Here is a 14,323-nt window from a genome sequence, read left to right as displayed (position 1 = left end):
CCTCGTAGGCGGGAAAACAGAGGTTCTCCGGAACCGAAGCCCCACTTCAAGGCGTAAGCCCAAGTGGTAGGCAGTTTACTATGGCGAAATTATTGTTAATTTTCATTGACCTGCCTCATGCGTGGGTCCGTATAGAAACATATCCAAATCCATAATTCTCGCAAGAAGATTATAAGGCATCAGAGGAAATTGAAAGCGCGCAACTCTATGCTATTTGGTTTTCTTACACACAATGACGGCGCAGGCTCTAGTCTGCGTTATGCACAAAAGGAGAATACACTATGAAAAAAAGAATCGCTCTGGCACTAACAACAATCGCAATGTCCGCAATGCTGGCTTTTTCAGCTATGGCGGATGTAACTGTTGACACTGCATCCACTTCAGTTGAAAGCGTAAGCGAAGATATCGCAGACGCAAATGACAATACGGATGCAAAAGCAGAAGACAGCGAGACTGTAAATTCCGCAGATGCTGGCACATCCGTCAGCAAAGCAGAAGACGCAGAGGCATCTGATTCTTCTGAATCCAATGACGACTCCGATAAAAATGGAGCAGTCACAGATAGGGAAGTAACAGACGCAGTTGATACCGGTGCAGAGGCCGGTTCCAATGATACTTTTGATAGTACCGATAAAGTGGCTGAAGACAATGATATCATTGACTTTGGTCCGTCCGAGAAAGAACCGGAGCAGCCAACTGAACCGGAAAAACCAGAGGAAAAACCGGAGCAGCCGACTGAACCGGAAAAACCGGAAGAGAAGCCGGAACAGCCGATCAATCCGACCGAACCGGAGCAGCCGACACAGCCGGAAAAACCGGTAACCCCGCAGCCGCAGCGTCATCGCGATCATGACGATGATGACCACGACCGTACTACAAAAACAGTAGTGGTTGTGGAACAGCCAGTCATGCATACGGATGACGAAATCGAGCCAATTCCTGTTTATGTTGGATATAACACAACAGGGCAGGAAGACCCGGCACCGGTACCAGTTGTGACGACGTCAAGCTTGCCGAAGACTGGCGACAGCACCAATGCAGATCTGATGCTTGTTGTGTTTGCTGCCAGCGCGGCAAGCCTCGTGACCATGTTGGTCATGAATGCCAAAAAAGGACGGAAAGATAAAAAAAGCAATCGTGTCATTAAAAGGGCAAAACACGATTGCATCGTAGCAACATGGGAAGTTTCCAAAAAGGAGGCCTCTGCAGTCTCAAAATACGAACCTACAGATGCTTCCCTGGACACAGCCGAGATACCGTTCAAAACTACACCAGCAAAACAGTTCGCAGATGATCCAGGATTACTGAAACTACATCCTGTATTCCGCGAATAACACATTGCCCGTAGCTTAATCATGGGCATTGAAAACTAAATAGTTATTTCCAGAGTTCTCGCACTGTGTGCGGTATGCTAGAACCGGAAATGCAATCAGGCGAAGATCCCGCATCGACATTAGATGCGACAGGCTGACCTGAGAATGATTGCGTGCTTTCAAAAAAAGGCTCCCTTGCGGGAGCTTTTTTTGGTGCGCTAATTTGTTTTTGTTGTATCAGCCCGTCTTACGGTTTCGGCCGTAAGCATATCTGCTTTATCGCCGGAAATCATGGAGATCTGATATCCGTGCGCCAATAACGTATCATGGTCAATCAGATTTTCATTCCAGCCCACATCCAGATACAGCCAGGTTCCGTTGATATTGACCATATTCCAACTATGATCGTCATTACGGAAGCGTCCCGCCACCTGCTTGGTATCAAGCCCGCAGAAGGAACCAAAAATTTCAAATAATCCGCTGTATCCGCTGCAGTCCGAATAGCCAAGTGCCAGGCAACTGACAGGAGATTTCGGAGAGTTTTCCTTTGATTTGATGTTCGCACGCAGCCAATCTGCAATCGCAATAGCCTTATCGTGATCATTCATGGACGAAGTGGCTTCTTTTAAACCCCATGCTGTATTGTAAAGCAGATTTAAAGCTGACCGGTTTTCCTGCATTTTCTGTGTATCCGGAATTGCGCTGACCGGAGCATAGAGAGCATATTCCTGGGAACCGTCTTTGTGCGGATAAACCAGTGAAAGTGTGAGAGCGGTATCGCCAAAAGGAGAAGCTGCGCTCGGCCAGGTAGGAATATCGTATTTTCCGACCCGGATTCCGTACTGATCGGTAGTAATCGGTTTTTCGCCAGTCAGGAGCATGGCCTCTGTCTTTGCGCCGTCCTGAATCATTGGATTATTTACATTTGCATACAGTTCCGTCATGATCTGTTCTGCGGATAACTGCTCCGGGTTTCTTCTCTGGGCATAACTCTCTATGGTTTCCTGAATCACAACACCTGGACCACCAGACGCATAAATCGGTACGGAAGCATTCGTAACCATACATAAAATCAATGCCGCCATCATGAAATTTCTCTTTATCATAAAAGACCTCCATTCTTCCAAAATCAATCATTGCTTTCATTATAATTATGGAACAAAAATCCCGCAACATCATTTCTGCGGATATCAAAAATCACCACTTTTTGTGAAAACGCTTATCCGCAAAACACATAGAGAACGCCTTCATTATCCGCAGATGCATCCACTTCCATAATTTTTCTGAAACTGTAAAAGACACATGAGAAAAAGGAGGAACAACATGGAAAAGAAGAAATACCGCGTAACAGGTGAGCGAGTGCTGCATTATTGCGGCGGGGATGTAACCAGAATCCCGCTTGAGACGCGTTATACTTATGCATCTTCTCCGGAAAAAGCAATCAGTAACATCCGGCACCGGGGAAAAAGGAAAATCCGTGAATCGCTGTACGGACCGGCAATCAGTGAAAATTACAAAGCAGAACCCGTAGAACCTGTTCTGCTGGAAAATTAAGGAGGCAAAATATGAGAATCAGACCGTTATTGGACAAAGCTATCGTTGGACAGGACATCCGGCAGTATTCCGCCGTCAACATCGGATACACCGATCAGGACGGAGAACGTCAGGAAACCCAGTTAAATGTTTCCCAATCTCTGGATGCCGAGGATGGTAAGAAAGAGCTGGAAGAACTGTTTTCATCTCTTTGCAAAGAGTTTGGAACGACAGAGAACAGCATTAACTACGTGGAAATTGCAGCCACGGATGACTCGGAAGAATCATTAATTGAACGAGGATATTAAAATCAGCAAATTTCATGACAGAGCTTTCCAGGAACGGAATTTGACCGGATACTGGAAGCTCGTGGCTTCAGTCATAAAAGATGGCTTCACTATCAGTGTGGCGACAATGATGCACCATGCGTCATCTGCAAATCAAATGGCTGAAGGGTCAGTAACCAATAGGAAGGAGGTGGCGGTGCTCCTGTGGAAATACCATGGAAGTCCACCGTTTTACATAAATGGAGAGCAGAACATTTATCATAAAAAATCTTGCAAACGGACGGTGCTATACGGTAACCGGCAATGAAAACACCACCATCCAGATGGTGTGGGCTGCAGAAAAATGCTGGTTCATGCAGAAGACTACTGTAGAAATTACAGCGCCGGACGGAAGAAAGGAGATTTTCAAAAATGAATAAAAAATGGATTAAAACAGATGATGATTCCGTGCAGTACCGCAGGGAAGCACAAGAACTGGAAACGGGTCAAGACAGGGTCTTCGAATTGTATCAGGTTCAGGCAGTGGAGGATATTACAGAAATTTCGGAGCGTGATCCGGAAATCTATGCCGTAGCGCATGATTTTGTGTATTTGGCGGAAGTGGATAAAAAATTTGTGCTGGACTGCTATGGATATGACTCCATGGAAGAACTGACAAAACAGTATGGACCGGATGAGGCAGATGCCATTCTTGCGGAATGCCAATTTGAGCTGGATTCCGGCTGTCTGGAAAACTTAATGAGCCGTATACCGCGCATGACGTGGAACCAGGCAAAAGAAATCATTGAGAAGATAATCGGCATGGATGTAGATATTTCGCAGAAACAGGCGAAGAACGCGGAGCAGGAAATTCAGCGGTGTCATGATACGAAATTGGAACGTGCGTTCCAAATGTTGTATGACGCTGCAAGCGCCGTGAATATGCTGGCAAATGATGTTGATCATGAAAAATATGCAGCCGTTCTGGATCGTTGTGCAGAAATCACAGAGTGCTTTCGCAATCTCAGCATTGCCGAGGATGGCATCATATCCCTATAAAAACAAAAGCGGAGGTGCATTATGAAACGAAAGAAACAGAGTGCGGAATATCCGCCAATTCAGTTCATCAAAAGCATTCCCGAAATTCCAGATGCTTCGTATTTTTCAGACCTGGCGGATTGCGACAACCATTACGCCGAAGTAAAGGATATACGCAAATACGGCATCCGGGAAACGCAGCGCTTGCTGTTTTCCAGAACAGCTTTCGTAGCAGCAGATTGGGCGAGGTACAAGCAGGCGTATAAAATTACACCGGAACTGGCAAATGATCTCTTTTCAATGGATGATTTGTCATTTCCTGCTGGGAGCATCAAAATGCCGTTTCGTACCGTATACTTTGACCTGTCAGATTTACACTGGCCATCTACCGGAGCTGGCGTATCAAAAGACATGCATGCATTTGCAGAAGGTGTCTTTTTAACATATGGTACCGTAAAATATGACGGGGAAGACGCCGGCTTCGCTGGGTTTGTGATCTTAACCGGGGTCCCGGAGACGAAGGAACTCCTATTTGGAGGAATTTCTTTTGCCGTTGATGACACAGATAGCAGCAAAACGCTGGGAGATTTGATTGATGCAAATGCAGGAACGCCGGAGGTCAGGCAGGTATTGAAAAACATCCTGCTTTTGGCAGCATATATTTCATCTGCAAAACCGGATATTCTGGAGAGTGAAGAACAGAAACAATATTACCGGCCTTCCAGAAAAATCAAAGCATCCGCTGTCCGGAAATGGGATGTTGGAATTCGTTATGCAAATGAAGTCCGACATCGAAATGCGGCGGCGGAAGTATCGGAAAATCATCACGGGACCGGACGATCTCCGCGACCACATATTCGCAAAGCACATTGGCACATTTACCGTATAGGTCCAGGCCGGAAGGAGACAAAAGTCTTGTGGCTGGCCCCGATCGAAGTAAACTGTAATCGCAATAAGTGCCGGGATGAAATGCCGACGGTGATCCGGGTGCCACAAGGTCACTAAAATATAATAAGCAAAACAGGAGGTACATAACATAATGGGTAAAATTACGATTGATTACCGTAATACAGATGCAAAACAGAAAGTCTGCGATTTTTTAGATAAATGGATTGCATCTCCCAAAAAGGAAAAATTGGAAATCCAATTAGAGCATGTCGTGTCAGGAGATTTTGAGGAAGATTTTGATATCGGCGATGTGACTGATTTCAATGGCTGGCAGCGCGATTGGCGGCATCATTTGGAATACAAAAACCATACTTTCCATCTCTTCGGAGAAGCCTGGTATGGGAGAATTTTAATCACAAACTAGGCAATGCAAATGTTGTTCACAGGGCCCTTCGTTACCGGAGGGTCTTTTTCTTTTCCTGTCTATTCTCATGCCATAATTCATCTAAAGTAAATTTAAAGGAGGAAACTATCATGCCAGAAAAGGATACCCGCAGTGGGGCACGCCAGCCGAAACAGTATGTAACGGATGCTGATCGCGCCACATACCGGAAAGAAGCGGAAATGGAATACCGCAACATCCAGTCTGCGTCAGAGGCCGAAAAAGCTTTAAACAAGATCACAAACCCGAACATCGGTGCCCGCGGTTTGAGATGGTTTTTAGAAAAGCTGGGAGAACTGGCCAATCTCGCCAAAGTGGTCGTTCTGTCTGTTTTTCTCGGCCGCCAGGAAACCAGCAAGCGTATCAACGCTGGAAATATGGAAGTGGAGAAACAGAAGCAAAAAGACGAGGCAAAGAAGGAAATTAAAACTGAGGTGTTGAAGGAAAAAATTGCCCAGCTCTCGAAAGAAGACAAGGACCAGACCAAAGATGCGGAGAAAGACGCCGACAAAGCAGAGGTGGCAAAAGGCCCTGAGAAAAATGCTGAACCGGATCTTCGTAAGGATGAAAGCATCGAAAAAACACAGTTTGCTATGCAGGTAGAGCATGCATCGGAAGTATACAAGCAGGGCCTGACCGAATTTCTTGAGACACAGACTGGCCTGGAGCATGGTAAAATTGCAATCGGCAATTTTAAAGATGCAGAGGAAAAAAAATGGATTCAGGCTCAGTTAACCATGTCAACCGGAAAAATTTTAAATGTGCTGATTGATGAACGTGGCCAGTGGAAACTTCCGGATGAAACGAAAGCAGATAAATCCGTACAGGCGCTGGCGGGAGAAATCCGGAAGGCTGTGACCTATTATACAGGTGTTGTATATGATCAGATCAAGGATCCGGAATATAATCAGGTAACCAGGGATGTACAGAAAGAGGGCGGATCTATCGTCAAAGAACCGCTGATCGGCGAAAACTTTAACCGGATTCCCACCGGGGTATCCATTCCGCCAAAGCAGGTCGAGGAAACACTGAATACCCTGTTTGAAAAAGGCGGTATGCGGCGAAATCGTGATTTTTCCATTCCGCTGATTTACGAACGGTCCGGAGATACCATCACCGTCAAACGTTATCCGTCAGATCAACACCCACTGACCGTAACCAAGGATAACATCGCAGAAATGTCTGAGCGGATTTCCAGACAGGCCCAGAAAATGATCGACAACATCCACAGCAGTTTTCAGGTCAGCGAAAATCGTCTGCAACCTTTTATGGAAGCTGCCGATAAGGCTGTGGAAAAGCAGCTTGAACATGATATCCGTTATTCTGTAAGAGAAAATTTAAACCAGGTTATGAATCAGCAACTTGAGAATCAGAAAACCGTTCAGGAGCAAGCTGCAGAGCATCCAATACCGGAACCGCAGATTGATGCCGCGGTGAAGCAAACGGCGCCGGAGATGCCGGCCGCAGAACCACAGCGTGCAGAAACAGAACCGATACAGGAAAACAGGGATCAGGAAACTGTGGATAATTGGGTGAACATTCCGGATGATGTCCCGGCGGTTTCGGAACTGGATGATGATGGACGTATTACACCGTATGAACGTGAAATGATTGAACAGGAAGCGGCAGAGATCATCAGTCACAGTTTTGAACCGGATCAGCCATGTTACCAGGGACCGGTGGAAGAAGATCCGGATCTTGGAACATAATTCAGGCAAAGAAGGGAGGGAGGGCGGTTTCTTCCGGGATAACCCGGAGCGAACCGCCGAAATTTTATGGGAGAAAAACGCACTGGAAAAGTCTGGTGCATCCAGTTCAACTCAGGTCATGACACCCCATTTCTTGTTGCAGTGGCGACGAGTAAAGATAGGGCGGATGAAATACAGAAAACACTTCTTCAAAAGCAGATAATGCCGACACAATCTACGATCCTGCAGTGTCGTACAGATACCATACACGGAGAAAACTGGGAACTGCAACCGTCAGAGGTGAAAGAACAGGACAAGCAGAAAGTCTGGTGTTATACGGTGGAACTGGAGTACGCAGAACCATTTATCGCCGGAATTGCAACATCTAAAGAAAGCCGGGAACAAATGGAAGAGTATCTGCAACGGCATTTTGGTCAGGATGGGAAAATCAAGATGGTCGAGATGGAACCGGATCACATACCAACTCTGGAACATATAAGAGAACAGGAGCGGAAGTGGGAACATTCTCACAGCATCCAGGAAATCGATGAAAAGATGCAACAGTTATTTCCGTTACTTGCGAACGGGGAAAGCTATTTACAGGAAAGTTCATGTTACGGGCACCGGATAACGGCAGAAATTGATCCGGAGGAACATCTCATCAAAAATGTGCAGATCGATGGAGAAGAAGTGTATCGGGCTGAAAACGGTGCCGCATCTATGGAAAATATCGCAGGACTCGCAACCTTAAAATTGTGCGATATTTTGGAGGCTGAAGAAAAATATGATCCGACTGTATATGATTTTACGACACCGCCGGTATCAGAACTGACCGATGATGGAAGATTGTGGGACGAAGGCATTGGTAAAGATATCAGCTGGTCAGATGACTATATTCTGGATCCAATTGTAAAATCAGAAGATATGGAACGATAAGGGGTTGTAAGACAAAAAATACTTGTGGCAGAGGCATTTTGCCAAAATATCAAGTAAATGCTCCATAATTAAAGAAATGACAAGGAGGGTTGGCATGTCAGAAGAGAATAGAACACAGGACAACATATCGGCTGTTGATTATGATTCCTACATTAAAACTATAGGGGTCAATGAAACAGATCCAATTGAGCAGCTAAAAAAACGGGCGCAGGAAAATCTTGATCGGATTGGCGGAATCCCAGGGGCACAGGATATCTTAAAAGCATTTATGGAACGGGATGAGGGCGGCAGAATAATGACGATTGTAGAATTCCGGAAAAGCTTTTTCAACTTGGAAAAGAATGCGGCCACACATGGATATTCTGCCATGATTACCATGGAACCGGAAGTACATTTGGAGCAGAGCGGCGGCTATACAACTGTTGTCCTGCAGTTTGCAAACGGCAGGAATCCGGAAATGAACCGGATGTGGCATCTAATGGAGGATTACGGGAAAGAACAGGCTGCGCTTTCGCCGGATGCGGATGAAATTCCTGTCATGTCCATTACGGTTGTTCCAATGCTTTTAGGTGGACAATATGGTATGGTGGCACATGATCCAATTTTTTATCATATTCAACCGTCAGATGCAATGGTTTCCATGGAATACTGTGATCAACTGCGCATTGTTTTTGAACCGGAATCTGTTGCATTTCTTCGTGATGATTCTTTTGTTTCAGCAGATGTCCTGGAAACAGTCAAACGTGAGTTGGCGGCAGAACAGATGGCAGAGGATGCCAGAGAAAAGGTACAGCAGGAAGAAGAATCGTTCAAACAGGCCAGAGAAAAGGAGATGGAAGAATACCGGGAGCAGGAACGGCAGAAACGTTATGGTTTTACCACATCAGATATGCCAAGCGAAACCTTCCGTGATTCCACGGGGCTTCGGGAATAATCAAACAGAAGATCGTCTGGTACATACCAGGCGTTCTTTTTTATAAAGTGCGCCCGGCGGCGCACGTTTCGTTTGCGCGCCATGGGCGCGCTCTCGCAGGTGAAAGTCCTGAACATGCCCAGGTAGTGGGAAATGTATAGCTGAACAGCAAGGGTGTCCATCGTGAGGTGGAATCTGAAGGAAGCTGTAGGCAAATCCTTGGTCCGACGGACAGAAATCGCATATGAGGCTAGGCTTCGAGAGATAAGCTGGCGAAAGACAGCAAAGTCTAATAACTACCACATTTGTAGAAGCAGAGTAAATGCGGCGGGTTTATGAGGAGAAAGAGCGTGCACCTTAAGCGTGGAGGTCTCACAGAGGTTTCATTTGCCTAGTAACAACGAACTGTGAGAAGTCAGCAGAGCCCATAGTAGTGAAGAAGTTTCTGTAATGGAAATGGAGCAAAGGGGCGAACAATCAATAAGTTTGAGTATAGCTCGTATTGCAGAAATGGCAACATCTGCCGTAACCAATCGGGTAAAAGGTGGTCAAATCAAGCGAGACGGAAAGGAAAGAACGCATGAACACAAGTAGTCTAATGGAGCAGATACTTTCTAGCGATAACCTCAACAGAGCATATCTGCAAGTCGTACGAAATAAAGGTGCAGAGGGTGTGGACGGAATGAAATACACAGAACTTAAAGAACACCTTGTAAAGAACGGCGAAATCATCAAGGAACAGTTGAGGACAAGAAAGTATAAGCCTCAGCCAGTACGAAGAGTGGAGATACCAAAGCCTGATGGCGGTGTCAGAAACCTAGGAGTACCAACAGTAACAGACAGATTTGTACAACAGGCCATTGCACAGGTACTTACACCAATCTACGAGGAACAATTCCATGCCCACAGTTATGGATTTAGACCAAATAGATGTGCACAGCAAGCAATCCTAACAGCGTTAGACATGATGAATGATGGTAATGATTGGATTGTAGACATTGACTTGGAAAAGTTCTTTGACACAGTGAATCATGACAAACTTATGACCATTATCGGTAGAACTATCAAAGATGGAGACGTCATCTCTATCGTTAGAAAATATCTTGTCAGTGGAATCATGATTGACGATGAGTATGAGGATTCTATAGTGGGAACACCACAAGGTGGAAACCTTTCGCCTCTTCTGGCGAACATTATGCTGAATGAATTAGATATGGAAATGGAGACCAGAGGGCTAAACTTTGTACGTTACGCAGACGACTGTATCATTATGGTCAGAAGTGAAATGTCTGCCAATCGAGTTATGAGGAATATCTCACGATTTATTGAAGAGAAACTAGGACTTAAGGTTAACATGACTAAAAGCAAAGTAGACAGACCAGATGGACTTAAATATCTTGGTTTTGGATTCTTTTTCGACACGCAAGCACAACAATACAAGGCAAGACCACATGCAAAATCAATAGCTAAGCTCAAAACGAAAATGAAATGGCTCACGAGAAGAAACTGGAGTGTCAGCAATCGCTATAAGATTGAAAAGCTTAACCAGCTAACCCGTGGATGGATCAATTATTTCGGAATCGGTTATATGAAGTGGTTATGCAAAGATATGGATGCGCTAATTCGTAGAAGATTGCGTATGTGTATCTGGGTGCATTGGAAAACCCCACAAAATCGTGCGAAAAACCTAATAAAGTTAGGAATGTATAGTAAGAAGGCTTATGCAATAGCATACAGTGGTGCACGGGTAGCTCGTTTAAGTGAAGGTGCGCTAAACTATGTAATTACCAATAAGAGACTAGCCTCATTTGGCTTGGTCTCAATGTATGACTACTATACCGAGAGGTTTGTTAAATGTTAAGTTGATTGAACCGCCGTGTACCGAACGGTACGCACGGTGGTGTTATCCTGAATTCAGGATAACACCACTTATCCCGACTTTGTGATTATCCGGAATTCTGGCGGAATACACCGTTTTTCTGTGAAAATATATCAAAAAAGTCGGGATAACTTTTTATAATGAAACCACCTACATATTTTTCTATTAAGGAGGTTTCATGTGAACAACGATATTTTTTCTTTAATTGATGCTGCCAAAGAGCAGATGAAACAAATCGGTTTGGCTGATGCAACGATTGAGACTTACCAACAGCGGAGTTTTAATCAGATCATTCAACGATACCAGAAAGAAGGTGATTATCAGTATCGTCAAGAGATTATGTACGAATTACTTATGGATGCCGAGCAACAGTTCTCTGATGGGGTGATATCCAGGAAATCCAGAAACTGGAGACGTCGTGGGATCAAAGTACTCCAGGAGTTCTTTCAAAGTGGAAGTTTCCAATGGAAAGTGTACCAGAAATCCTCATCGGATCAACTTCCAGATCTATTCGAAGAGACTATCTCCAGCTTCATGGAAAGTTTTTCGCTGAGCAGACGTTATACCACAGAGATACGAAGTATTGTTATTAGATTCTGCATCTTTCTGGAAAAAAGAGAGATTCGGTGCTTTCAGGAAGTCTCTCCCGAAGATTTAAGGGAGTTTCTGCATTTGATGCATGAATCCCGTCCCAAAAGCATGGACAAAGTAGTTTCGTCGCTTAGGAAACTTTTTACTTTCCTGAATGATAATGGTACTATTACCGCAAATTTCTGGCTGCTTCTCTCTTCACCAAGAACCAGGGATCATAGCGTAAAACCGACGATGCCAAGAACTGAGCTTATTGCGATGACAAATCAGATTGACAGAACCAAAAACCCTGGTAAGAGGGACTTTGCTATTTTCTCGCTGGCCGCTACAACAGGATTACGGGCAGGAGATCTTGCCTCGTTACAACTCTCGGATATCTTCTGGAGAGAGAATGAACTCCGGATCGTACAAGGTAAAACCGGGCATCAGCTTATGCTGCCACTCCAATCATCTGCCAGAGATGCACTTGCTGATTATATCCTGAATGAAAGACCACAGTCGAGTTCAAAGAATGTTTTTCTGAGAACCTGTGCCCCATATGCTCCTTTCCGTGACGGTGTGTCCATTGCCAGTATCTTTCGGAGGTATTTGGAGAAAGCTGGTATTCAGCATCAATTTAATGACGGAAAAACGTTCCATGGAATCCGAAGATTGCTTGGTACAACAATGGTGTCTGAAGGAACACCGGTAACAACAGTTGCCCAGATTCTGGGGCATCAGGCCATCAGTTCGACACGGCAGTATATTGCCATGGATTTGAACGGGCTTCAGAAATGCGCGCTCCCCTTGTCTTCGATCGGAGGTGAAGTATGAGCAGTTACCATGATCAGATCGAGGCGATGATAAGCTACAAGGAAAGCCTTGGATATACACGGCGTACATACGCCTGTTACCTGAATGACCTTGATTCCTATTTGACTGAGGCAGGAGTAGATGAACAACCTTTATCAGTGTACGATATCATGCCCTGGTGCGTGCAAAGGAGCACTGAGAAACCGGAAAGTTACCGTAGAAGAGCTACCGCTGCAAGGGAGTTCACAAAGTATCTTTATGCGATGGGGCTCTGTGATGGAATTCTCTCTATGGATTCAGTCCCACGTGTAAGAAGATACACGCCATATATTTTTACAGATGCTGAACTTCTGGCATTGTTCCAGAAAAGCGACAATCAAAAGGGGGATCCAAGGAACCCTTTGTCACCGGACATCATCGCTACTGTATACCGCCTGATTTATTTTTGTGGATTGCGCCCCAACGAAGGCCGGGAAATTCGCAGAAATGATATAGATACTGATAACAGAACCCTTTTTATACGGGAAAATAAAACTCATAAGGAACGTTTAATCCCGATGGCGGAGGATGTTGCAGAACTTTGCAGTGGATATATATCCAAGAGGGATATCCTTTTTCCCGATTCAGAGTATCTGTTTCCGTCCCCGGATGGCTCCCCATATCCGACCAAATGGCTTACACGGCACTTCCTTCACCTCTGGAGACAGGCTTACCCACAGGACCAGCATAAACGTGTCAGGGTTTATGACCTTCGTCATCGTTTTGCAACGGCCGTGCTGATGGATTGGCTTGACAGAGGTGAAGACCTCTATACAGCTCTTCCTTACTTAAGCGCCTACATGGGGCATAGTGATTTTAGGGATACGGCTTATTACATCCACCTGTTACCGGAGCGGCTGTTAAAAACATCATCTATCGACTGGAGCCGTTTCTCAGCACTTATTCCGGAGGTGCCAGAATATGAATAAGGAATCAAGACTCTTTTTCCAGATGGTGCGGGACTTTCTGACAGTCTATCTGCCAAAACAGAAGGCATCAAGTCCAAACACTATAGAGTCATACAGGACAGCCATGAACAAGTATCTTGACTATTCGTGCAACGAACTGAAGATCGGACTGGATTCGTATACTTTCCAACACTCATCCAGGGAGCTGCTCGAAAAATATCTTGAAGGAATGGAAACAGAAGGCAATTGGTCGGTGTCGAGCAGGAACCAACGTCTTGCCGCCATACGCAGGTTTTACAGATATGCAGCTGAACGCAATCCTTCCGTCATGTCCTGCTATCAGGAAATGGCATTGATTCCTGTAAAAAAAGAAGCAGAGCATGAAATCGAATTCTTTTCTGAGAAAGCCTTAGAAGCAATCCTGGCTGTTCCGGATATTTCATCAAAGAAGGGCAGGCGGGATCTTGTGTTCATGATACTTCTCTACGATACTGGTGCCAGAATACAGGAGATACTGGATCTTTGCCTGAACGACCTGCATATCAGTTCAGATGAAAAATACGTTGTTCTGACTGGAAAAGGTGGAAAAACGCGCCTCGTCCCTCTGATGCAGAAAACCGTAGAGCATCTGCATAAATATCTGGATGAATTTCATCGAGCCAGTGATGGGAACTCCTTTCTGTTCTATGTCGATAGAAAGGGCTGTAGAAATCAGATGTCTCAGGACAATGTATCAAAGTTTATCAAAAAGTTTGGTGTACAAGCAAAGGAAAAATGTCTTGATGTGCCAGAACATCTCTATGTGCATATGTTCCGTCATTCAAGAGCCATGCATCTTTACAGGAGTGGGATGCCGATGCCTCTGTTGTCTGAATGGCTCGGGCATGTACAGATGGAAACAACGATTAAATACTATGCGAATGCTGATATTCGGATGAAGCAGGAAGCAATCGAAAAAGCAACCTCAGACCTCAACCCTATTCTCAGCTCGCAGATCGACTTCACATTCAAAGATGATGAAGAAACACTTAAGAAGCTTTATGGTTTGATGTAAAAGATTATCCCGACTTTTTTGATATATTTTCACAGAAAAACGG

At 45.0% G+C, this 14,323-nt stretch carries 14 protein-coding genes; 13 read left to right on the top strand and 1 reads right to left on the bottom strand.

The window, feature by feature from the left end; genetic code table 11:
* Window positions 1-281: 281 nt before the first annotated feature.
* Complete coding sequence (locus ABCW45_RS01675) at window positions 282-1,334, top strand: LPXTG cell wall anchor domain-containing protein (RefSeq protein ID WP_343220122.1); 1,053 nt, start codon at window positions 282-284, stop codon at window positions 1,332-1,334.
* Between the two features lie 197 nt (window positions 1,335-1,531).
* On the opposite strand, the gene ABCW45_RS01670 is transcribed toward ABCW45_RS01675, so the two are convergent.
* Window positions 1,532-2,419 carry a transglutaminase domain-containing protein gene (locus ABCW45_RS01670; protein WP_343220121.1) on the bottom strand — a complete coding sequence of 296 codons (888 nt, stop codon included), beginning with the start codon at window positions 2,417-2,419 and terminating at the stop codon, window positions 1,532-1,534.
* A gap of 217 nt (window positions 2,420-2,636) precedes the next feature.
* On the opposite strand from ABCW45_RS01670, the gene ABCW45_RS01665 reads away from it, so the two are divergent.
* The 12 genes from ABCW45_RS01665 to ABCW45_RS01610 all read left to right on the top strand — a co-directional run bounded on the left by ABCW45_RS01665 (window position 2,637) and on the right by ABCW45_RS01610 (window position 14,280).
* Window positions 2,637-2,867 (top strand): hypothetical protein, encoded by a 231-nt coding sequence (locus tag ABCW45_RS01665; protein WP_343220120.1) that lies wholly within the window; start codon window positions 2,637-2,639, stop codon window positions 2,865-2,867.
* Window positions 2,868-2,878: 11 nt separating this feature from the next.
* Window positions 2,879-3,154, top strand: coding sequence for a hypothetical protein (locus ABCW45_RS01660; protein ID WP_343220119.1), 276 nt, complete (start codon window positions 2,879-2,881; stop codon window positions 3,152-3,154).
* A 390-nt stretch (window positions 3,155-3,544) separates the two neighbouring features.
* A complete protein-coding gene (locus tag ABCW45_RS01655; RefSeq protein WP_343220118.1) occupies window positions 3,545-4,171 on the top strand; it encodes a hypothetical protein in 627 nt (208 codons plus the stop codon).
* A 21-nt stretch (window positions 4,172-4,192) separates the two neighbouring features.
* Window positions 4,193-5,155 carry an AcrVA2 family anti-CRISPR protein gene (locus tag ABCW45_RS01650; RefSeq protein ID WP_343220117.1) on the top strand — a complete coding sequence of 321 codons (963 nt, stop codon included), beginning with the start codon at window positions 4,193-4,195 and terminating at the stop codon, window positions 5,153-5,155.
* A 34-nt stretch (window positions 5,156-5,189) separates the two neighbouring features.
* Window positions 5,190-5,462 (top strand): hypothetical protein, encoded by a 273-nt coding sequence (locus ABCW45_RS01645; RefSeq protein ID WP_343220116.1) that lies wholly within the window; start codon window positions 5,190-5,192, stop codon window positions 5,460-5,462.
* Window positions 5,463-5,572: 110 nt separating this feature from the next.
* Complete coding sequence (locus ABCW45_RS01640) at window positions 5,573-7,189, top strand: hypothetical protein (protein WP_343220115.1); 1,617 nt, start codon at window positions 5,573-5,575, stop codon at window positions 7,187-7,189.
* 66 nt (window positions 7,190-7,255) lie between these two features.
* Window positions 7,256-8,104, top strand: coding sequence for a hypothetical protein (locus ABCW45_RS01635; RefSeq protein WP_343220114.1), 849 nt, complete (start codon window positions 7,256-7,258; stop codon window positions 8,102-8,104).
* Between the two features lie 94 nt (window positions 8,105-8,198).
* Entirely contained in the window at window positions 8,199-9,038 is an 840-nt protein-coding gene (locus ABCW45_RS01630; RefSeq protein WP_215630826.1) for a hypothetical protein, read from the top strand.
* Between the two features lie 559 nt (window positions 9,039-9,597).
* Window positions 9,598-10,878, top strand: a complete 1,281-nt coding sequence (ltrA, locus tag ABCW45_RS01625; RefSeq protein WP_074108845.1) for a group II intron reverse transcriptase/maturase — start codon at window positions 9,598-9,600, stop codon at window positions 10,876-10,878.
* A gap of 198 nt (window positions 10,879-11,076) precedes the next feature.
* A complete protein-coding gene (locus ABCW45_RS01620; protein ID WP_182433904.1) occupies window positions 11,077-12,300 on the top strand; it encodes a tyrosine-type recombinase/integrase in 1,224 nt (407 codons plus the stop codon).
* Window positions 12,297-13,247, top strand: coding sequence for a tyrosine-type recombinase/integrase (locus ABCW45_RS01615; RefSeq protein WP_343220113.1), 951 nt, complete (start codon window positions 12,297-12,299; stop codon window positions 13,245-13,247). The genes ABCW45_RS01620 and ABCW45_RS01615 overlap by 4 nt, the downstream gene beginning before the upstream one ends.
* On the top strand, window positions 13,240-14,280 hold the full coding sequence (locus ABCW45_RS01610) for a tyrosine-type recombinase/integrase (RefSeq protein WP_118586745.1): 1,041 nt from the start codon (window positions 13,240-13,242) through the stop codon (window positions 14,278-14,280). Before ABCW45_RS01615 ends, ABCW45_RS01610 begins: the two co-directional genes overlap by 8 nt.
* Window positions 14,281-14,323 lie beyond the last annotated feature (43 nt).

It is taken from the genome of Pilosibacter fragilis (genome assembly GCF_032490495.1).
In the GTDB taxonomy this organism is placed as follows: Bacteria; Bacillota; Clostridia; order Lachnospirales; family Lachnospiraceae; genus Pilosibacter; species Pilosibacter fragilis.
Note: the sequence above shows the minus strand (reverse complement) of the source record. Positions and strands in the feature narration are given on the sequence as shown.